Origin of the sequence: Streptomyces sp. SN-593 (assembly GCF_016756395.1) — a bacterium.
In the GTDB taxonomy this organism is placed as follows: Bacteria; Actinomycetota; Actinomycetes; order Streptomycetales; family Streptomycetaceae; genus Actinacidiphila; species Actinacidiphila reveromycinica.
Window position 1 is genome coordinate 4772215 of the sequence record NZ_AP018365.1, and the last position, 21272, is coordinate 4793486.

Here is a 21272-nt window from a genome sequence, read left to right on the forward strand (position 1 = left end):
GTCGCGGGCGGGGCCGGAGGCAGCGTCGGTGCTGGGTTCGGATCCGGTTCCGGGCCTTGCCTCGGGTCCGGGTCTGGCTGTGGGTCTTGCTTCGGGTCCGGATCCAGTTCCGGGTCCCGTACCGGGTCTTGCCTCGGGTCCAGGTCGGGCTGTGGGTCTTGCTTCGGGTCCGGGGACAGGGACGGAGGCCGGCCGGGCCCGACGCGCAACTCTCGGAAAGTGCTGCGGCCGTGGAGGGCGAGGAGGAGGTGACCCGTGGCGGGGCGCCGGTCAGGGCCGGGTGGCGGGCTCGGCACCGGAGGCGAGCAGGCAGTCCAGCAGCCGCACGGAGGCGGCCTTGTCGAGCGGGTCGTTGCCGTTGCCGCACTTGGGCGACTGCACGCAGGAGGGGCAGCCGTGGTCGCACTCGCAGGAGGCGATGGCCTCACGGGTCGCGGCGAGCCAGCCGCGGGCGGTGCGGAAGGCGCGCTCGGCGAAGCCCGCACCCCCGGGGTGGCCGTCGTAGACGAAGACCGTGGGCAGCCCGGTGTCGGCGTGCAGGGGTATGGACACCCCGCCGATGTCCCAGCGGTCGCAGGTGGCGAAGAGCGGAAGGAGGCCGATCGAGGCGTGCTCCGCGGCGTGCAGGGCGCCGGGCAGTTCCTCGGGATGGATGCCGGCCGCGTCGAGTTGGGCGTCGGTGACGGTCCACCACACGGCGCGGGTGCGCAGGGTCCGGGGCGGGAGGTCGAGTTTGGCCTCGCCGAGGACCTCGCCGGTCAGCAGCCGGCGGCGCAGGTAGGACACCACCTGGTGGGTGACCTCCACGGATCCGAAGTGGATGCGGGCGTCGCCCCAGGGCTCGTCGATGTCGGTGGACAACACGCGGATGTCGGTGGTGTCGCGGGCCATCGTGGTGAAGGGCGGGTCGGCGCGTTCGACCAGGGCCACGCAGTCGTCGAGGTCCAGGCGCCGGACGAGGTAGGTGCGGCCCTGGTGGAGATGGACGGCGCCCTCGTGCACCGTGGCGTGGGCCGAGGAGGCGTCCACGGTGCCCAGCAGGCGCCCGGAGTCCTCCTCGACGACCTGGATCGGTGAGCCGCCCTCCCCGCGGATGTCGGTGAGGTCGGCGGCCCGCTCCCGGCGGGTCCAGTACCAGCCCGACGCCCGGCGGCGCAGCAGCCCGCGTCGTTCCAACTGCGGCACCAGGTCGGCGGCCTCGGGGCCGAAGAGGGTCAGGTCGTCGTCGGTCAACGGCAGTTCGGCCGCGGCCGCGCACAGGTGCGGCGCGAGGACGTACGGGTTGTCCGGGTCGAGGACGGTGGACTCCACGGGCCGTTCGAAGATCGCCTCGGGGTGGTGGACGAGGTACGTGTCCAGGGGGTCGTCGCGGCCGACCATGACCGCCAGCGCTCCCTGGGCCGAGCGCCCCGCCCGCCCCGCCTGCTGCCACAGCGAGGCGCGCGTGCCCGGATAGCCGGCCAGCAGGACCGCGTCGAGCCCGGAGACGTCCACGCCGAGTTCGAGCGCGGAGGTGGAGGCCAGGCCGAGGAGGCGGCCGGAGTGCAGGTCGCGTTCCAGGGCGCGGCGCTCGTCGGGCAGGTATCCGCCCCGGTAGGCGGCGACACGCTGGGGGAGCGAGGCGTCGATCTCGGCGAGCCGCTCCTGGGCGATGAGGGCGACGAGTTCCGCGCCGCGCCGGGAGCGGACGAACGTGACGGTCCTCACACCCTGGAGTACGAGATCGGTGAGGAGCTCGGCGCATTCCGCGGTGGCGGTGCGGCGGACCGGGGCGCCGTGCTCGCCGGACAACTCGGTCAGGGGCGGCTCCCACAGCGCGAAGGACACCTCGCCGCGCGGTGACGTGTCCTCGGTGACCTCGGCGACGGGCACCCCGGTCAGCCGACTGGCCGCCTGGCCCGGGTCGGCCGCGGTCGCGGAGGCGAGGAGGAAGACCGGATCGGCGCCGTAGCGGGCGCAGATCCGCCGCAGGCGGCGCAGCACCTGGGCGACGTGGGAGCCGAAGACGCCGCGGTAGGTGTGGCACTCGTCGATGACGACGTAGCGCAGACCGCGCAGGAAGGAGGACCAGCGGGCGTGCCCGGGCAGGATGCCGCGGTGCAGCATGTCGGGGTTGGTCAGGACGTAGGTGCCGTGCCGGCGGACCCACTCGCGTTCCTCGTACGGGGTGTCGCCGTCGTAGACCGCGGGGCGCACCGCCGGGCCGAGCGGGGCGGCGAGCGCGCTGACGGCGCGGCGCTGGTCGGCGGCGAGCGCCTTGGTGGGGGCGAGGTAGAGCGCGGTGGGTCCCCGCCCGCTCTGCGCGGGGACCCGGGCCCGGCCCCTTCCCCCGACCCTGGTCCCTCCGGGTCGGGCTCCGGCCGCGGCTGCGGCGGCTCCGACCCGCCCGGTGCCTCCGGTTCCCCCGTTCGGCCCATTCCCGGTGCCCGGCTCGCCGCCGTCCGCCGCCTCGCCGCCGTCCGCCGCCTCGGCCCCGCGCTGCTCCGGCAGCAGCGCGCTCAGCACCGGCGCGAGGTAGGCCAGCGACTTTCCGGAGGCGGTCCCGGTCGCCACGACCACCGACTCGCCGCGCAGCGCGTACGCGGCCGCGAGCGCCTGGTGCTCCCACGGACGGTCGATCCCAGCCGCCCGGATCGCGGCGACGACTTCGGGCCGCACGCCCTCCGGCCACGATGCATGACGCCCGACCCGCGGGGGCAGGTGCTCCGTATGGGTGATGCGTACGGCGCGGTCCGCCCCCGCGGAGAGCCGCTCCAAAGCGGTCCGTGGGGACGGGCGCCCGTGCGCCGACTGCGGAAGTTGATCCTGGGCCATCGGCACTCAGTGTGTCACCGGCATGACGGACAATCGCAGTAAGGCGTCGTGCGGGCCCACCGCGAAGTGATTGAATGCCATCGCGGCCCAACTCCTTCCCCCACCTGTCGGTGGAGGAGTCGCCACTACCGATAACGTTTCGGTGGAGGCCCCAGGGGGGCGCCGCGTCGATGCAAGGTGCTGGAGGATCAGTGGACCTGTCCCTGTCGACCCGAACCGTCGGCGATCGCACGATCGTCGAGGTCGGCGGCGAGATTGATGTGTACACCGCGCCCAAGCTGCGTGAGCAGCTCGTGGAGCTCGTGAACGACGGGAGTTACCACCTCGTCGTGGACATGGAGGGAGTCGACTTCCTCGACTCGACCGGCCTGGGTGTGCTCGTCGGCGGGCTCAAGCGGGTGCGCGCGCACGAAGGATCGTTGCGTCTGGTGTGCAACCAGGAGCGCATCCTGAAGATTTTCCGAATCACCGGTCTGACCAAGGTGTTCCCCATCCACACCTCGGTCGACGAGGCTGTCGCGGCGACCGACTGACGTTCGTCGAGAGGGGCACCGGGCGGACCGCCGTCCGGGCCCCTTTGATGCCCATCCACAGGACCGGAGGGGGAAGCCCCATGCCCACCGTAGAACTGCTCTTCAGCGCCCAGCCCGAGCATGTGCGCACCGCACGGCTCGTGGCCGCACAGGTGGCGCGCCGAGCGGGGGTGGACGAGGCGTCCCTGGACGAGGTCCGGCTGGCGGTCGGCGAGGCGTGCAGCCGCGCCGTCGGCCTGCACCGCAACAACGGCGTCGAAGAGCCGGTGCGCGTGCTGCTCAACGAGGACGAGAAGAAGTTCTCCATCGAGGTCGTGGACGAGGTCCCCGGCACCTCCGCCGGTGGCGGCCACACCGACGGCCCGCCCACCGACGACGCCGCCGAGGACGAGGGCGAGATGGGCCTGGCGGTCATCAGCGGCCTGGTCGACGACGTCGAGGTGATCGACGGAGACCGCGGCGGCGTGATCCGGATGACCTGGCCGACCGTTTCCGTCTGACCGGGAGCCCACCTCCGCCGCACCCCTGCCCGCGCACCCGCCCCTGCCCGAGGCTCGGTCGGGCCGCATACCTCCTTGATCGTGTCGTCCTGACGCCGTGTGAAATGTCACACCGGCGGCCGGACACCGGAGAGGCGGGCGGAAGCCCACCAGGACGCGTCCGCCCGCGGCTGACCCGCTGTCCACCTGCGGCGCAGCCCTACGAGACGAATCGCTCGATGAGCAGATAAATGGGTGCCCACGGCGGTCTGCCCCGCGGGGCGTCTTCGCCCGGCCGTGTATGTTCCGGGGCCGAAGGCCATGGAAGGGACCACCCGGTGAAGGCGAAGAAGAAGCTCCTGGCCGCGCTGTCCGGTGGCGCGGTCGTGCTGCTCACGGTGTCCGCGTGCGGCGGGGACGACACCGCCAAGAAGCAGGACGACTGGGCGAAGGGCGTCTGCGACCAGGCCCAGGTCCAGCTCGGCAGGATCAACACCGCGAACACGTCGTTCGGCCAGGTCGACAGCGGCGGCAAGCCGCAGGACGTGAAGAGCGCGGACTCCGCCGCCTTCCAGTCGATCTCCGCCGCGTACACCGCGCTCGCCGGCATCTTCGGCAAGGCGGGCGCCGCCCCCGGCGACGACGGCGCGAAGTTCCAGAAGAACGCGGTGACCGTCTTCACCCAGCAGGCCACCCAGTACACCGCGCTGAAGAAACAGGTCGACGGGCTCGACACCAGCGACCAGGCCAAGTTCGCGGTCGGTCTCGGCGGCGTCTCGACCTCGCTCCAGAAGACCGCGGCCAACGGGCAGACGTCGCTCGACACCCTCCGCCAGGGCGACATGGGCAAGGCCCTCGCCCAGCAGGCCGGCTGCCGCGGCGTCTCGGGCGGTTCGACTACGAGCAGCTCGACCACGAGCAGCTCGACCGGCACCAGCGCCAGCGCCACCCCCACGGCGTCCTGACCCCCGGCCGCCCGGCACGCTCCGGCCGCCCGGCGCGTGCTCGGGCGGCCCGCACGCGATCCGGCGTCCCCATCCCCTTCGACGTCCCTGTCCCCTCCGGCAGCCCCTCGACGGTCCGGCCGTCCCCGCGCTCGCCCGCGGTTCCCGGACCGCGCCGCCCCGCGACGCGGCGCCCCTCCCGCAGTTCCGGGACAATGAGCGGCGTGAGCGATCCGAGCACCCCGAGCACCCCCACCCGGCCGACCGGCGGTCCGCGCGCCCCGCAGCGCCCGGGCGGCGCCGGCCGCCCCCTGCCCGATCCCGCCGCCGCGCCCGACCTCCGCGCCGATCTGCTCGCCGCCGACTTCACCGCCGACGGCTGCCTGGACCTGCTCGGAGCCGTCGCCTATGCGGCCCTGTCCCGCGCCGAGACCGTCCCCGCGCTGCGCGCCACCCGCGGCGGCAGCCCCCTGGAGACCCTGGTCCGGCTCTTCCTGCTCCAGCAGGAGGTGCCGCTCGCCCGCGCCCGTACGGTCCTGCGCGCCGGCCTCGACCGCTACGAGGCGGCCGCCTGGCTGATCCGCGACGGCGACCAGGTGCGCGCCACGGTGGACGTACGCCCGTACGCAGGGGACTCAGGCGCCGACTGGTGGATCGTCTCCGACCTCGGCTGCGCGGTCGGCGGTGCGGCCGGCATCGGCAGCGCGCCCGGCGTCGACCGCGCCGACCTGGTCCTGGGCGTGGGCGGCGCGTCCACCACGCTCGCGGGGCTGACCGTGCGCGAGCCGGTCGGCAGCGCGCTCGACCTCGGGACGGGCTCGGGTGTGCAGGCGCTGCACGCCGCGCAGCACGCCACCCGGGTGACGGCCACCGACGTCAACCCGCGCGCCCTGCACTTCGCCCGGCTGACCCTCGCGCTGTCCGGCGCCGCCGAGCCGGACCTGCGGGAGGGCGGCCTCTTCGCGCCGGTCGGGGACGAGCGGTACGACCTGATCGTGTCGAACCCGCCGTTCGTGATCTCACCGGCCGGGCGGTTCACCTACCGCGACGGCGGCATGGCCGGCGACGAACTGTGCCGTGAACTCGTCCGGCAGTCCGCCGACCACCTCACCGAGGGCGGCTACTCGCAGCTCCTCGCCAACTGGCAGCACACCGAGGGCGAGGACTGGCGCGAACGCGTCACGTCCTGGCTGCCCGCCGGGTGCGACGCCTGGATCGTGCAGCGCGAGGTCCAGGACGTCGCGCAGTACGCCGAGCTGTGGCTGCGCGACGGGGGCGACCACCACGCGGACCCGGCCGCGTACGCGAGGCACTACGACGCCTGGCTGGAGGAGTTCGAACGGAACAAGGTGAACGGCGTCGGCTTCGGCTGGATCACGCTGCGCAGGTCCGGTTCGGCGCAGCCCTCGGTCACCGCCGAGGAGTGGCCGCACCCGGTGGAGCAGCCGCTCGGGCCGTACGTCGCCGACTGGTTCGGCCGGCAGGACTTCCTGCGCGGGCACGACGACGCGGCGCTGCTGGAGGCCCGGTTCACCCTCGCGCCCGACGTGGTGCAGGAGCAGGTCGGGCTGCCGGGCGCGGAGGACCCGGAGCACGTGGTGCTGCGCTCGGCGCGGGGCATGAGGCGGGCCACCAAGGTCGACACCGTCGGCGCCGGGTTCGCCGGGGTCTGCGACGGCACGCTGCCGGCCGGCCGCATCATCGACGCGATCGCCCAGCTCCTCGACGAGGACCCGGTGGTGCTGCGCGACCGCACGCCCGCGTCGATCCGCCTCCTGGTCGAGCAGGGCTTCCTCGCCCCGGTCTCCGACTAGCCAGGACGGCCCGCAGCCCACAGCCCGCGCCGCACCGTCAGCGCAGGTTGCGGAGCACCGTCCAGCCCACCGCCACGACCAGCAGGGCGTACTGGGTCCGGGGCCGGAGCACCGGCTGCCAGCGCCGGCCGCGCAGCCCCTCGACCACCCAGCGGCCGAACATCCACAACAGCGCCGGGGACAGCACCAGGAGCAGCGCGTTCTCGTGGAACGCCCGGACCGGGTCGCCGTGCAGCAGGTCGTAGGCGAGGCGGGTGCCGCCGCAGGCGGGGCAGAGCTGGCCGGTGAGCCAGTTGAAGGGGCAGCGCGGCAGCAGATGCCCGCTCTGGTGCGGGTCGGTGCGGTAGAGGTAGGCGGACGCGGCGATCCCGGCGGCGAGGGTTGCCAGCGGCACGACCGCCGGATGCGGCCGCCACCGCGCGGGGCGCCGCGGCCCGGGTTGCGGTGGCCCGAAGTGCGGTGGCCCGGGGTGGGGCGGCCCGAAGTGCGGTGGCCCGGGTTGCGGCGGCCCTGGGCGGGGCGGCCCGCCGGACGGAACCCTCACACGCACAGCGAACGCGCGTGGTTCACCTGCTGGTTGACCGCGTACACGTCGTTCGGACCCCGGGCCGGGATCATCGTCGCGTGGTAGCGGCCGCCGCTGTGCACCGTGACCTGGATGAACCCGGTGGTCCTGCGCTCCTTGATCAGCATGAAGAGCAGCCCCAGCAGGCACGCGAGGAAGAAGATCACCGCGAGCACGATCGCGTACGTCGGGGTGCTCTCCTCGGTGCGGCTCATGTCCGAGACCGTCCACACCGCGCCGCGCAGCGGGAGGGCGCCGGCAGGGGTGAGGATGCCGTCGCCCGTCACCGCGATGTCGCCGATGGTCAGCAGGGTGGCCGTGCCGGCGCCGCCGTACCCGACCGGCGGGTGGTGCTGCCAGCCGCCGTCGCCGCCCGTCATCGTGGGCGCGCTGTGCCGCCAGTCGGCGTCGCCGCCCATCATGGTCGGCGGGTGCTGCGGATGGCCGTAGCCGTAGCCCTGTCCGGCCTGGTCACCGGGGACCGGAGCCTCGCCGTAGCCGGGGGCGGCACCGTAGCCGGAGGTCTCCCCGTACGGCGACGGACTCCCGTACGGGCCGTCCCCGTACGGCTTGCCCGCGTACGGATTCTGGTCGGACATGACGCATCCCCCTGCCCTGCGTTCCCACCGTCGCGCGGATCGGTCATCCGCCCGTCCGCGCCCATTTTTGCAGCACCCGGTGTCCGGCGTCCCGTACCGGCCCTGATACAAACCGGCTACGAAGCCGTCCCGGCCGGCGTCCGCCCGCGGGCTCGCGGGAGGGGTACCCGGGCTTCCCGCGCCCGTCCCCGGGGCCGGCGCGCGGCCCGGCGGCCGACGTCCGCCGGGGCCCCGGCCGGCCCGGCGTTTTCCGGCCGTGAGGATCGGAAAGCGCGATTTCGGGCAGGATCAGACCGGTGGACGTAGCCTGCAGGGGGAGGCCGCCGGACGACCCCGGCGGTGTGGATAGAACGTACATCGGGTTACCGTTCGAGTGGCGTTGCGGACTTTTCCCGTTTGACACGGGCCCAGGAGGTACGGTCACACTCCGCAGCGACACCCCTTCGAACCGGAGAGAAGAGCGAAGTTGTCCCCGACCCGCGAGACCGCACAGGGCGGCCGCCGACTCGTCATCGTCGAGTCGCCTGCCAAGGCGAAGACGATCAAGGGCTATCTCGGCCCTGGATACGTCGTCGAGGCCAGCGTCGGGCACATCCGCGACCTCCCCAACGGGGCCGCCGAAGTGCCGGCGGAGTACAAGGGCCAGCCGTGGGCGCGGCTCGGCGTCAATGTGGACAGCGATTTCCAGCCCATCTATGTCGTGAACGCCGACAAGAAGGCACAGGTCAAGAAGCTCAAGGATCTCCTCAAGGAGTCCGACGAACTATTCCTGGCCACTGACGAGGACCGCGAGGGCGAGGCCATCGCCTGGCATTTGCAGGAAATCCTCAAGCCCAAGGTCCCGGTGCACCGGATGGTGTTCCACGAGATCACCAAGGACGCCATCCAGGCGGCCGTGCGTAATCCGCGCGAGCTGAACCAGCGGCTGGTCGACGCCCAGGAGACCCGCCGCATCCTCGACCGGCTCTACGGCTACGAGGTCTCCCCCGTGCTGTGGAAGAAGGTCATGCCGCGGCTGTCGGCGGGCCGGGTGCAGTCCGTGGCGACCCGCCTGGTGGTCGAGCGCGAGCGCGAGCGGATCGCCTTCCGCACCTCGGAGTACTGGGATCTGGTCGGCGTCTTCAACACCGGCCGGGCCGGCGACGCCTCCGACCCCGCCACGCTCAACGCCCGGCTCGTCGCGGTCGACGGCCGCCGCGTCGCCCAGGGCCGCGACTTCGACGCCTCCACCGGCGCCCTCAAGCAGAGCGCCGCGGTACTGCACCTCGACGAGGAGCACGCCCGGGCCCTGGCCGCCGCGCTCGCCGACGCGCAGTTCTCGGTGCGCAGCGTCGAGTCCAAGCCCTACCGGCGCTCGCCGTACGCGCCCTTCCGCACCACCACCCTCCAGCAGGAGGCGTCGCGCAAGCTCGGCTTCGGCGCGAAGGCCACCATGCAGGTCGCCCAGAAGCTGTACGAGAACGGCTTCATCACCTACATGCGGACGGACTCCACCACGCTGTCGGAGACCGCCGTCGGCGCCGCCCGCGCGCAGGTCACGCAGCTCTACGGCGCCGACTACCTGCCGGACAAGCCGCGTGTCTACGCGGGCAAGGTGAAGAACGCCCAGGAGGCCCACGAGGCGATCCGCCCCTCCGGCGACCGCTTCCGCACCCCCGCCGAGACCGGCCTGACCGGCGACCAGTTCCGGCTCTACGAACTCATCTGGATGCGCACCGTCGCCTCGCAGATGAAGGACGCGGTCGGCCAGTCCGTCACCGTGCGGGTCGGCGGCGCCGCCTCCGACGGCCGGGACGCCGAGTTCTCCGCCTCCGGCAAGATCATCACCTTCCACGGGTTCCTCAAGGCGTACGTCGAGGGCGCCGACGACCCCAACGCGGAGCTGGACGACCGCGAGCGCCGGCTGCCGCAGGTCGCCGAGGGCGACCCGCTGACCGCCGACGGGATCACCGCCGACGGCCACTCCACCAAGCCGCCCGCCCGCTACACCGAGGCGAGCCTGGTCAAGGAGTTGGAGGAGAAGGAGATCGGCCGCCCCTCGACCTACGCCACGATCCTCGGCACCATCCTCGACCGCGGCTACGTCTTCAAGAAGGGCACCGCGCTCGTCCCGTCCTTCCTCTCCTTCGCCGTGGTCAACCTGCTGGAGAAGCACTTCGGCTGGCTGGTCGACTACGACTTCACCGCCTCCATGGAGGACGACCTCGACCGGATCGCGCGCGGCGAGGCCGAGGCGGTGCCGTGGCTGCGCCGCTTCTATTTCGGCCAGGAGGGCGACGCCGCGGCCGGCGCCGCCCAGCCCGACCCCGCCGGCGGCGACCACCTCGGCGGCCTGAAGGAACTCGTGGAGGACCTCGGCGCGATCGACGCCCGCGAGATCTCCTCGTTCCCGGTCGGCGACGGCATCATGCTGCGGGTCGGCCGCTACGGCCCCTACGTCGAGAAGGGCGAGCGCGGCGAGGACGACCACAAGCGCGCCGACATCCCCGAGGACCTGCCGCCGGACGAGATGACCGTCGAACTGGCGCAGGAGCTGTTCGCCAAGCCCAGCGGTGAGTTCGCGCTCGGCACCGACCCGGACACCGGCCGCCCGATCGTCGCCAAGGACGGCCGCTACGGGCCCTACGTCACCGAGGTGCTGCCCGAGGACACCCCGAAGACCGGCAAGAACGCGGTGAAGCCGCGCACCGCCTCCCTCTTCAAGTCGATGTCGCTGGACACCGTCACCCTCGCCGACGCCCTCAAGCTGATGTCGCTGCCCCGGGTGGTCGGCACCGACGCCGAGGGCGTCGAGATCACCGCGCAGAACGGCCGCTACGGCCCGTACCTGAAGAAGGGCACCGACTCCCGCTCCCTGGAGAGCGAGGACCAGCTCTTCAGCATCACGCTGGAACAGGCGCTGGCGATCTACGCCCAGCCGAAGGCGCGCGGCCGTGCCGCCGCCAAGCCCCCGCTGAAGGAACTGGGCACCGATCCGGTCAGCGAGCGCCCTGTCGTGGTCAAGGACGGCCGCTTCGGTCCCTACGTCACCGACGGCGAGACCAACGCGACGCTGCGCCGCGACGACGACGTCGAGACGATCACCCCCGAGCGCGGCTACGAACTCCTCGCGGAGAAGCGCGCGAAGGGCCCGGCCAAGAAGAAGGCGCCCGCGAAGAAGACGGCGGCGAAGAAGGCTCCGGCCAAGGCTCCCGCGAAGAAGGCCGCGGCCAAGAAGACCGCCTCCTCTGCCGCGTCCGCGAAGAAGGCGCCCGCCAAGAAGACCACCGCCGCGAAGAAGACCGCGACGAAGAAGGCCGGCTCCGCCACGGAGTGAAGGTGCTGGCCGCAGCGTGCGGGCGCCGCTCCCCATCCGTGGGGGCGGCGCCCGCGCCGTTTGCCGCGGGGGGATGCGCGTCCGTTTGTTCGGGCGGACACGTTTGGTTCGGGTGAGGCGGATAGGCTGTCGGAATGACGCGATCCGAGCAGCCACCGCAGCCCGCGGCGGACGTCACCGAGGCGTTCGCGACCGACCTCTCGGCCGACTCCCGTGAGCGTGCCGTGGGCGCGTTGCTGAAGATTCCCGCCCTGCGCAGGCTGTGGAGCGCTCAACTGACGGGCGCGGTCGCCGACCGCCTCGGCCTGCTGGTGCTGCTCGTGCTCACCGTGCAGGCCACCGTCACCGCCCACTCCTTCGGCGGCGGCTACCGGGGCGTCGCGTACAGCGTCGCCGCCGTGTTCGGCGCCCGCCTGGTGGCGTCCCTGCTCTTCGGCGCGGTGCTGCTCGCGCCGCTGGCCGGGCTCACCCAGGAGAGCGGTCCGCTCGACCGGCGCTGGACGATGATCGGCGCCGACGGCGTACGGCTCGGCCTGTTCATCGTCGCCCCGCTGTGGGTCACGTGGGTCCCGCACTCGGCGCACCTGTGGCTGCTGGCCACCGCGTTCGTCGCCGGGCTCGCCGAGCGGCTGTGGACGATCGCGAAGGACGGCGCCGCACCGGCGCTGCTGCCCCCGCCGGGCGACACGTCGGTCCGCCCCGCCCCCGACCACCTCACCACGCTGCAACGGCTCGACCTGCGCACGGGCTTCGTCGCCCTGCCGCTGGCCGCGGCGTCGCTGGTGGTCGTCACCCTCGTCAACACGCTGATCGCGGTGGGCGTCGACTGGTTCGACCTGCACCAGGCCGCGCTGTCGTCCTACGTGGCCGCCGGCCTCTTCTCGTCCTCGATGGCCGTGCTGTACCTGCTGGAGCTGCCCTCCGGCGGCGCCGCCAAGCCGCACTCCCCGCTGGAGGGCCTGCGGCTGCCCAAGGGCCCGGCCGGCGCCGAGCGCGGCCGTACCGGCGCGCTGCCGCTGCTGGTGCTCGCCACCGCCGCGGTGGCCGGCTCGATCGCGGTCGCGGTCGCCGTCGCCGTCCTGCACGCGCTCGCCCTCGGCTTCGGGCCGACCGGCTTCGGCCTGCTGGTGCTGGCGCTGACCGCGGGCACCGTGCTCGGCATCCGGATCGCCCCCCACACGGTGCCCGGACTCTCCCGCCGCCGCCTGCTGGCCGTCGGCACCGGCGTCACCGGTATCGCGCTGCTGCTGACCGGCGTCGTGCCGGACCAGGCCACGGTGCTGGCGCTGTCGCTGCTGGCCGGTACCGCGGCCGGAGTCACCGCGAACGCCGGGCACACCCTGATCGAGCAGGAGGCCGAGGAGGCCCGCAGGCCGCGGACCGTCGAGCACCTGCACGCCGTGGTGCGCGCCGTGCTCGGCGTGGCCGCGGTCGCGGGGCCGCTGGTCGCCGCCGCGATCGGCCCGCACCGCGTCCAGAACGGCCACTTCACCTTCGACCACGGCGGTGCCGCCTACACCCTGATCCTGGTCGGCGCGCTGCTGCTGCCGGTCGCCGCGCTGGTGCTCGGCAAGACCGACGACCGCTCCGGGGTGCCGCTCCGCCGCGACCTGCGCGAGGCGCTGCGCGGCGCCGAGCCGGCCACCGGACCGGCCGCCACCGGCTTCTTCATCGCCGTCGAGGGCGGCGACGGAGCCGGCAAGTCCACCCAGGTCGAGGCGGTCGCGGACTGGATCAGGGCGAAGGGCCACGAGGTCGTCGTCACCCGCGAGCCTGGCGCCACCGCGGTCGGCAAGCGGCTGCGCTCCATACTCCTCGACGTCTCCTCCGCCGGGGTCTCGCACCGCGCCGAGGCCCTGCTCTACGCCGCCGACCGTGCCGAGCACGTCGACACCGTGGTGAAGCCCGCACTGGAACGCGGCGCGGTGGTCGTCTCCGACCGCTACATCGACTCCTCCGTCGCCTACCAGGGCGCCGGGCGCGACCTCGCCCCCACCGAGATCGCCCGCATCTCCCGGTGGGCCACCGGCGGGCTCGTCCCGCACCTGACGGTGCTCCTGGACGTGCCGCCGGAGACCGCCAGGGAGCGCTTCACCGAGGCCCCGGACCGGCTGGAGTCCGAGCCGGCGGAGTTCCACGAGCGGGTGCGCGCCGGCTTCCTGACCCTCGCCGCCGCCGACCCCGCCCGCTACCTCGTGGTGGACGCGGCCCAGGACCCCGAGGCGGTCACCACCGTCGTACGGCACCGGCTCGACCGCATGCTGCCGCTCTCCGCCCAGGAGATCGAGGCGCGTGCCGAGGCCGAGCGCAAGGCGGCCGAGGAGGCGGCGCGACTGGCCGCCGAGGAGGCCGCGCGCAAGGCCGAGGAGGAACGACAGGAACGCGAGCGCCAGGAGCAGTTGGAACGGCTGCGCCGCGAGGAGGAGGAGCGCAGGCTCGCCGCCGAGGAGGCCGCGCGCCGCGAGATCGCCGAGCGCAAGGCCGCGCAGGAGGCCGAGGCGGCCCGCGTCGCCGCGGAGGAGGCCGCGCGCCGCCAGGCCGAGGAGGACGCCCGGCGCGCCGCCGAGGAGGCCGCGTACGAAGCGGAGCAGGAGCGTCTGCGGCGGCTCGCCGACGAGCAGGCGCGGCTGCGCGCCGAGGCGGCCGAGCAGCGGCAGGAGAAGCAGCGCAAGGCCGAGGAGGCGCTGCTGCGCGCGGAGGCGGCGCGTGCCGCGGCGGCTGCGGCGGCCGCGGCTGCTGCCGCCGCCTCCGACTCGGAGGAGACCGCGGTGCTGCCGGCGGTGTCGGACGCGCCCGCGGAGGAGCCCGACCGGGGCTCCGGCGCGGACTCCGGCCGCCGTTCCGAGGGCGGTTCCGACGACGGTTCCGATGGCGGGCCCGGGGGCGGGTCCCGCGGCGGTTCCGACGGTGGTTCCGGGAGCGGTTCGGACACCGACCACGGTTCCGGTTCCGGCTCGGATGCCGGTTCCGGCTCCGGCTCCGGCTCGGACAGGGGTTCCGGCTCCGGTACGGGTACGGGTACGGGCTCGGGTTCCGGGTCCGGCGATGCGTCCGGCTCCGCGTCCGCCTCCGACGCGACCACGGTGATGTCGGCCGTGCCGGCGGTGCCCGACGCGGGTTCCGACGGCGACCGGTCGGACTCCGACGCGACCACGGTGCTCCCGGCCGTCACGCCGCCTCCGGCCTCGTCCCCCTCCGAGACCACGACCGTGATGACCCCGATCGTGCCCGAGCACGAGCCCGAGCACGAGCCGGAGCCGTCCGGCAGCAGCGACGAGACCACGGAGCTGCCGCCCCCGGCCCCCGGCACCGCCCGTTCCGACGACCCCACCGACCGGGTGCCGCCGTGGCTCTTCCGTCCCGACCGGACCACCGGCGACGAGCGCACCCGCGAGATGCCCGCCGCCCAGCCCCCGCGCCGGCCGCGCCCGCAGTGGGCCGAGGAGACCCCCCTCGACGACCTGCCCACCCTTGCCGACGAGCTGCTCGGCCCGCGTGACCGCGAGGACCCGCCGCGCGGCTGACCCTTCCGACCGCCGCGCGGCCCGACGAGAGCGGGCCCGCGCGGCGGTCGTGAGCGCCGGGGCCGCGGGGCCGCACGCGCCACCGCGGCCCGGGCCCCGCACGCGCCACCGCGGGTCCGGCCCCGGGCAGGGACAATGAACGCCGTGCGCTACTTCGTACTCGGGGTCACCGAGGCCAGGTCGGACGACGGCACCGTCGTTCCGCTGACCGGTGCGAAGGTCCGCGCGGTCCTCACCGTCCTCGCCGCCCGGGCCGGCCACCCCGTGCCCCCGGAGACCCTGATCGCCGAGGTCTGGACGCGGGAGCCGCCCGCCGACGCCGCGGGCGCACTCCAGGCCCTGGTCGCGCGGTTGCGCAAGGCCCTCGGGCGCGACGCGGTGGCCTCGGAGCCGGGCGGCTACCGGCTGAACACGCCGCGGCAGAGCGTCGACCTGTTCGCGTTCGAGGAACTGCTGCGCACCGGCGAGGCGGAACTGCGGGACGGCCGCCCCGAGGAGGCAGCCCGCACCCTGGGCCAGGCGCTCGGCCTGTGGCGCGGCCCGGCGCTCGCGGACCTGCCGGACCGCGGTGCCGCAGCAGCCCGCACCGACGCGCTGCGCCTCGCCGCGCTCCGCGCGAAGTTCGAGGCGGAGCTGGCTCGCGGGCAGACCGCCGCCGTCCTCCCGGCGCTGCGGGAGGCCGTGGCCGCCCACCCGCTGGACGAGCCGTTCCACGCGCAGCTCATCCGCGCGCTGCGGGCGAGCGGCCGCAGCGCCGACGCCCTGGTGGCGTACGAGGAGGCCAGGACCGTGCTCGCCGACACGCTCGGCGCCGACCCCGGACCGGAACTGCGCGCGCTGCACACGGAGTTGCTGAGGCCCCCCGAGCCTGACGGGCCGACCGCCGGTGACGCCCGGCACCGTACGGCCTCCGGCGCGCCGTCCGTGGGGCCGCTGCCCCCGTCGGCCCCGTCTCCGGCGCCCCCGCCGCCCCGGCGCGGCAACCTGCGGGCGCGCCTGACGAGCTTCGTCGGCCGCGAGAGTGAACTCGCCGCGATCCGCGCCGACATACGGGCCGCCCGGCTGGTGACGCTCACCGGTCCGGGCGGTTCGGGGAAGACCCGGCTGGCGCAGGAGGCGGCCGAGGCCGCGCAGGACGGGTACCCGGACGGTGTGTGGCTGGCCGAACTCGCCCCGCTGGACGACCCGTACGCCGTTCCGCACGCCGTGCTGAACGCGCTGGGGCGCCGCGACACCCTCGTCCTGGCCCCGGCGCGCGACGCGTTGGGCGGCGAGAACCCGATGGAGCGGCTGGTGGAGTACTGCACCGGCCGCCGCCTGCTGCTGGTGCTGGACAACTGCGAGCACCTGGTCGGGGCCACCGCGTACCTGGCGGAGGACCTGCTCGCCCGCTGCCCGGAGCTGACCGTGCTCGCCACCAGCCGCGAACCGCTGGGCGTACCGGGCGAGTTGGTCCGCCCGGTGGAGCCACTGCCGCCGCGCACCGCGTACCGGCTGTTCGCCGAGCGCGCCAGGACCGCCCGCCCGCAGGCGGTCCCGGACCCCGCCCACCACCCTGCTCCCGACCCCGCCCCGCACCTCGCCCCCGACCCTGCTCCGGACACGGTCCCGGGCCGCGGTCCGACCCCCGGCGCGGACCGTGCGCCGGCCGGTCGCCACAACGGGCACCGGGACAGCTCCGGCTCCGACACGGTGGACGAGGCCGCGATCCGCGAGATCTGCCGCCGGCTGGACGGCCTCCCGCTGGCGATCGAACTCGCGGCGGCCCGGCTTCGCGCGCTGTCCCCGCGGCAGATCGCCGACCGGCTCGACGACCGGTTCCGGCTGCTCACCGGCGGCAGCCGCACCCTCCTGCCGCGCCAGCAGACCCTGCGCGCGGTCGTGGACTGGAGCTGGGACCTGCTCGACGACCGCGAGCGCACGACGCTGTGCGCGCTGAGCGTCTTCGCCGGCGGCTGCACGCTCGCCGCGGCCGAGGCGGTGTGCGGCCCGGACGCGCTGGACACGGTGGCCCAACTGGTGGACAAGTCCCTGGTGGTGGCCGAGCACGACCGCACCGCCGGCACCCGCTACCGGCTGCTGGAGACGATCCACGAGTACGCCCTGGAGCGGGCCCACGAACACCCCGCCGCGCTCGTGGCGGCCGGCGAGCGGCACACCGCGTACGTCCGCGACCTGGCCGTGTCCGTCGACCCGCTGCTGCGCGGCAGCGACCAGTTGCACTGGTTCGAGGTGCTGGAGACCGAACTGGACAACGTCAGGGCCGCGTTGCACCGCGCCCTCGTGCACCGTTCCGAGGCCGACGCGGTCGCGATCGCGCTGGGCATGGGGTGGTTCTGGTGGTTGCGCAACTACCGCGACGAGGCGTCCGGTTGGCTCACCCAGGTGGCCGCGATGGGCGCGGACCGGCTGGGCGACACCGACGACCCGATGTACTGGCCGCGCCTCGACCTGCAATTGCTGCTGCTGTTCGTGCAGGGCGACAGCGCGACCGAGGACCAGTGGGCGGCGCCGGACGTGAAGGCGATGGTCAACCTGGTCTCCGCCGCCTACCGCGACGCCGGTCCGCCCGCCGCCCGCTTCCCGGGCATGCTGTGGCCGTTCACGCTCTACGTGTCCGGCGGCGGCCGGATGGTGCTCGCCGAGACCGACCGGGTGGTCGACAACTGCCGTGCCAACGGCGGCGACTGGGAGCTGGCCGCCGCGCTGATGTTCCGGATGCACGTGACCGTCGACTCGCCGGGCGGCACCGCGCGGGTCGACCGGGACCGGGCGGAACTGAGCGAGCTGGCCGGGCGGTTGGGCGACCGCTGGATTCGGGCCCAGGTGCACAGCGCCCGGGCCGAGATCGAGACGCTGCACGGCGACTACGCCGCGGCCAGGGACGGCTTCGAGGAGGCGTATCGGCTCGGCCGTGAGCTGGGCGCGTTCAGCGAGGGTGCCTTCCTGCTGGGGCGGATGGCCGAACTGGCGCACCGGTGCGGCGACGACGAGGATGCCCGGCGGCTCCTCGACGACGCCGAGGAGGAGGCCGAGCGGTACGCGGTGATGGACGCCCGCACCTACATCCGCTACCTGCGGTCGCTGATCCTGCTGCGTCAGGGAGCCGTGCGCGAGGCCCGCGAGCTGTACGGGACCGCGGTGGGCCGGATCGCCGACGGCACCCCGCCGCCGATGTTCCACGTGCTGCTGCGCGGCCTGTCCGCCGGGCTCACCGCCGCCGAGGGGGACCTGCCCGGCGCGCTGGTCGAGGCCGCCGAGGCGGTGCGGATGGCGGAGGAGGAGAACTGCACGGAGGCGGTGGTCGGCGCCCAGTTCGACACGGCGGCGCAGATCCTCGCCGAGCTGGGCGACGCGCCCGCCGCGCTGCGGATGGCCGGTGCGTCGGACGCGGTCCGCGGCGCCCTGCCCCGGACCCTGCCCGAGCAGGCGGGCGACGACGCGGTGACGGCCCGGGCGGCGGCCTTGCTCGCCCCGGAGGAGGCGGTCCGGCAGCGGGCGCGCGGGGCGGGGCGCAGCCGGCAGGAGTCGATCGAGGAGCTGGCGGCGCTCGCCCTCAGTTTTCATTGATGTTTCAATTGATATGTCCACCGCTTTCCGTGGTGGGCCGTAGGGCGTCGACCGGGCGCCGCCGACCGTCTCCTGGGGAGTGACCGCCGTGAAGGTCGAGATCTATTCGGACATCGCCTGCCCGTGGTGCCACGTCGGCAAGTCCCGCTTCGAACGGGCGCTGGCGGCGTTCCCGCAGGGCGGCGCGGTCGAGGTGGTCTACCGGCCGTTCCAGCTCGACCCGGACGCCCCCCACGAGCCCCGCCCGCACCGCGAGGTGCTGGCCGCGAAGTTCGGCCCCCAGGCCGCCGCCATGGACGAGCGGCTGACGCGGCTCGGCGCCGCCGAGGGACTCGCGTTCGACTTCGACTCCGTGCTGGAGAACAACTCGCTGCTCGCCCACCGGCTGCTGCGCTTCGCGCTCGACACCTACGGTGCCGCCGCGCAGAACCGGCTCAAGGGCACGCTGATGACCGGGCACTTCGCCGAGGGCCTGGACATCGGCGACCCCGAACAGCTCGCGGACGCCGCCGTCGCCGCCGGTCTCGACCGCGTCGCGGTGGCCTCCTTCCTGGCGGGCGACGCGCTGACCGACGAGGTCGTCGCCGACATCGCGCGCGCCCGCGAGATCGGTGTCACCGCCGTGCCGACCTTCGTCTTCGAGGGGCAGTGGGCGGTCCAGGGCGGCCAGGAGACCTCCACGTTCCTGCGCGTGCTGGAGCAGGTGGCCAAGGAGACGGCCGACGAGGACCTCGCGGCCCCGGGCGCGGACGGATGCGCCGACGGTGCCTGCGCGGTGCAGTGACGCCGTGCCCCCTCCCCACCCGCGGCCGGTCCGCCGGGCAGGCCTCAGGGCCTGTCCGGCGGATCCTGCCGGGCTCGCGGCGCCCGGCACCGCACCTCCCTGCGTTGTCGGATCACCCGCGTACGGCCCGGTACGCGGATGATTCTCCGCCTTGCGATGCACGGCACCGGACGCCGCGAGCTCGACCGGCACGGTCCGCCGGGCAGGCCCTAGCCGCAGGTGATCACGGAGTCGGCCCAGTCCGCCAGGTTGGCGAAGGACAGGGGGCGGGAGTCCGGTGTGACCTCGAGCCGGAGCGTCTTGCGGCCGGTGAGGTCCACGTGGACCGGCACGGCCGGATCGCCCGGGTGCACCGGGCCGGAGCGCCACAGCCGGCTGCCGTCGGCGTACACCGCGAAGGTGACCGAGGTGCGCAGCAGCGGGCTGACCAGGTCGTCGATCCCGGCGCGGGCGTCGTAGGAGACGCAGGCGCGGTTGAGCGCGATGTCCACCGTCGAGGGGGCGTGCACGCTGATGCCGTGGTCGTAGGTTGTGCCGCCGATCCCGGGGTCGGTGCGGTCCCACCACCAGTTGCGCGGGCCCTGCGGGACGATCGCGGGCTCGTCGGAGGCCGCGCCGAGGCCCATGACCGGCAGCGCGTTCACCTTGTAGGCGGTCGGGGCCGGCGGCGGCGTGGGGGTCGGCGTCGGCGTCGGTGTGGGCCGGGGCTTCGGCTTCGGGGCGGGCGGGGCCGGGGCCGGCTTCGGCACGGCCTTCGGCGTCACCTGCGGCGGCGGTGTGGTCGCCGCGGGTGTCGTGGCGGCGGGCGCCGGTGGGGGCGCCGCGCGCTTCGGGGTCGGCTTCGGCGCCGGGCTCGGCGGCGGCGCGGACGTGACCGGCGCGGTGACCGGCGGCTTGGCCTCCGGCTTCGCCGGGGCCTTCCCGTGGCCCCCGGTGAGCGTGAAGGCGAAGGCGGCTCCGGCGGCGGCCACCACCACGGCCGCGGCGATGCCGGCCTTCGCGGGCGCCCCCAGCCCCTCGCTCGCCGCGGCGCCCCCCGCGGCGGCGGTGGCGCCGCCCGAACCGGTGGCCGCGGCCGCCGCGCCCCCCGCGGCGGCGGTGGCGGCCGCACCGCCCGCGACCACGATCCCGGCTGTCTTGGCGGCGTAGGCCGCGGCGAACCAGCCGATGTACGCGACCGGCAGCAGGCCCTTGAGCGCGGAGTTGAGGTCGGCGAGTTCGGCCGAGGCGGCGGTGCACCGCGCGCACTCCTTGAGGTGCCGGTTCAACTCCCGGTCCGCGCGCAGCCGCAGGCCGCCGCGGGCGTGCGCGCCGAGCCGGTCGGCGTACCGGGCGCACTCGCCCTCGGCGGTCAGCGTGCTGCTGACGTGCGCCTGGAGGTACGCCTGGCGCAGGCCCTCCCGGGCGCGGTGCGCCAGCACCGCGGCCGCGTTGGGGGTCAGGCCGAGGAGCGGGGCGATCTCGCTGGGCGACTCGTCCTCGACCGCGGTGTGCCACAGGACGGTCTGCCAGCGTTCGGGCAGGGTGCGGAACGCCCGGATGGCCAGGCTGCGTTCGGCCTCGCGCATGGCACGGACGTCGGCGCCGAGGTCCGCGCCCCGCTCGGTGGCCCCGGCGCCGGCCGCGGACACGGCGAACACCGCGAAGTCCTCGACCAGTTGTTCGCGGCGGGCGGTGCTGCCCCAGGTCGCGGCGACCCGCCGGACGGTGGTCAACAGGTAGGCGCGGACAGCGGATTCGGGTCCACTGCCACCCCGGATGGCCTGCAGGGTGCGGGCGAAGACCTCACCGGTGAGGTCCTCCGCGGTGTGGGCGTCGCGGCAGCACGAACGCGCGTAGCGCCGCACGGAGTCGGCGTGGCGGCGGTACAGCTCTCCGTAGGCGCTGTCCTGGCCGGCCCTGACCTGGTCGACCAACTCGGCGTCCGAGTAGCCGGATCGGGCGGGCGGGGCGCCGGAAGGAGCCGACTGCGCCGGCACGGTGGCGGTCACCGGGAGCGGCTGGGACGCCCGGGGCGCCCGGGTGCCGTCGAGACGCGCGCCGACCGACGGGCCAGGTGCCGCGTCCGGTTCCACACCGGGGTGTTCGGCGGGGTGCAGGTCGGCGTCGGCCGGCAGGGCGGTGACCCCCGCGTCCGGCCCCGGTCCGTTCTGGTCCGGTCCGTGCGGCCTCCGTCCGCCCGTGTCCGGTCCGGCCGACTCCCGTCCGTCCTTGTACGGTCCGGCCGGGGCCGGGGCCGGGGCCGGGGCGTCCGCGTCTGCGGCCGTCGCGGTCTCCGCGCCGACGGCGGGCGCACCGGTGGCGGTGGCCTCGACGGGCCCGGCCGCAGG

General features: G+C 74.7%; 12 protein-coding genes. 8 read left to right on the forward strand and 4 right to left on the reverse strand.

Annotation, left to right across the window (positions count from 1 at the left end):
* Window positions 1–270 precede the first annotated feature (270 nt).
* Complete coding sequence (locus RVR_RS20010) at window positions 271–2814, reverse strand: DEAD/DEAH box helicase (RefSeq protein WP_202235153.1); 2544 nt, start codon at window positions 2812–2814, stop codon at window positions 271–273.
* Window positions 2815–3005: 191 nt separating this feature from the next.
* On the opposite strand from RVR_RS20010, the gene bldG reads away from it, so the two are divergent.
* From bldG to RVR_RS20030, 4 genes are all read left to right on the forward strand, one after another.
* Window positions 3006–3347, forward strand: a complete 342-nt coding sequence (gene bldG / locus RVR_RS20015) for an anti-sigma factor antagonist BldG (protein WP_031520166.1) — start codon at window positions 3006–3008, stop codon at window positions 3345–3347.
* 80 nt (window positions 3348–3427) lie between these two features.
* Window positions 3428–3847, forward strand: coding sequence for an ATP-binding protein (locus RVR_RS20020; protein ID WP_202235154.1), 420 nt, complete (start codon window positions 3428–3430; stop codon window positions 3845–3847).
* A 317-nt stretch (window positions 3848–4164) separates the two neighbouring features.
* Window positions 4165–4791, forward strand: a complete 627-nt coding sequence (locus RVR_RS20025) for a small secreted protein (protein WP_202235155.1) — start codon at window positions 4165–4167, stop codon at window positions 4789–4791.
* A gap of 194 nt (window positions 4792–4985) precedes the next feature.
* The gene (locus RVR_RS20030; RefSeq protein WP_202235156.1) at window positions 4986–6584 is read left to right on the forward strand and encodes a DUF7059 domain-containing protein; all 1599 of its coding nucleotides are present in this window, start codon (window positions 4986–4988) and stop codon (window positions 6582–6584) included.
* A 37-nt stretch (window positions 6585–6621) separates the two neighbouring features.
* On the opposite strand, the gene RVR_RS20035 is transcribed toward RVR_RS20030, so the two are convergent.
* Complete coding sequence (locus tag RVR_RS20035; RefSeq protein WP_237404866.1) at window positions 6622–6978, reverse strand: DUF2752 domain-containing protein; 357 nt, start codon at window positions 6976–6978, stop codon at window positions 6622–6624.
* Between the two features lie 146 nt (window positions 6979–7124).
* The gene (locus RVR_RS20040) at window positions 7125–7748 is read right to left on the reverse strand and encodes a hypothetical protein (RefSeq protein WP_202235158.1); all 624 of its coding nucleotides are present in this window, start codon (window positions 7746–7748) and stop codon (window positions 7125–7127) included.
* A gap of 466 nt (window positions 7749–8214) precedes the next feature.
* On the opposite strand from RVR_RS20040, the gene topA reads away from it, so the two are divergent.
* From topA to RVR_RS20060, 4 genes are all read left to right on the forward strand, one after another.
* Window positions 8215–11064, forward strand: coding sequence for a type I DNA topoisomerase (gene topA / locus RVR_RS20045; RefSeq protein ID WP_202235159.1), 2850 nt, complete (start codon window positions 8215–8217; stop codon window positions 11062–11064).
* Between the two features lie 134 nt (window positions 11065–11198).
* Entirely contained in the window at window positions 11199–14588 is a 3390-nt protein-coding gene (gene tmk / locus RVR_RS20050) for a dTMP kinase (RefSeq protein ID WP_202235160.1), read from the forward strand.
* 144 nt (window positions 14589–14732) lie between these two features.
* The gene (locus tag RVR_RS37790) at window positions 14733–18158 is read left to right on the forward strand and encodes an AfsR/SARP family transcriptional regulator (protein ID WP_430393155.1); all 3426 of its coding nucleotides are present in this window, start codon (window positions 14733–14735) and stop codon (window positions 18156–18158) included.
* 88 nt (window positions 18159–18246) lie between these two features.
* Entirely contained in the window at window positions 18247–18942 is a 696-nt protein-coding gene (locus RVR_RS20060) for a DsbA family oxidoreductase (RefSeq protein WP_202235161.1), read from the forward strand.
* A 209-nt stretch (window positions 18943–19151) separates the two neighbouring features.
* On the opposite strand, the gene RVR_RS20065 is transcribed toward RVR_RS20060, so the two are convergent.
* Window positions 19152–21059 (reverse strand): sigma-70 family RNA polymerase sigma factor, encoded by a 1908-nt coding sequence (locus tag RVR_RS20065; protein WP_430393240.1) that lies wholly within the window; start codon window positions 21057–21059, stop codon window positions 19152–19154.
* Window positions 21060–21272: the final 213 nt, after the last annotated feature.

What these genes read in the sequence shown, in the direction of transcription:
- RVR_RS20010 (WP_202235153.1), bottom strand. Translation starts at nt 2,814, where the DNA reads ATGGCCCAGGATCAACTTCCGCAGTCGGCGCACGGGCGCCCGTCCCCA.
- RVR_RS20020 (WP_202235154.1), top strand. Translation starts at nt 3,428, where the DNA reads ATGCCCACCGTAGAACTGCTCTTCAGCGCCCAGCCCGAGCATGTGCGC.
- RVR_RS20030 (WP_202235156.1), top strand. Translation starts at nt 4,986, where the DNA reads ATGAGCGGCGTGAGCGATCCGAGCACCCCGAGCACCCCCACCCGGCCG.
- RVR_RS20040 (WP_202235158.1), bottom strand. Translation starts at nt 7,748, where the DNA reads ATGTCCGACCAGAATCCGTACGCGGGCAAGCCGTACGGGGACGGCCCG.
- tmk (WP_202235160.1), top strand. Translation starts at nt 11,199, where the DNA reads ATGACGCGATCCGAGCAGCCACCGCAGCCCGCGGCGGACGTCACCGAG.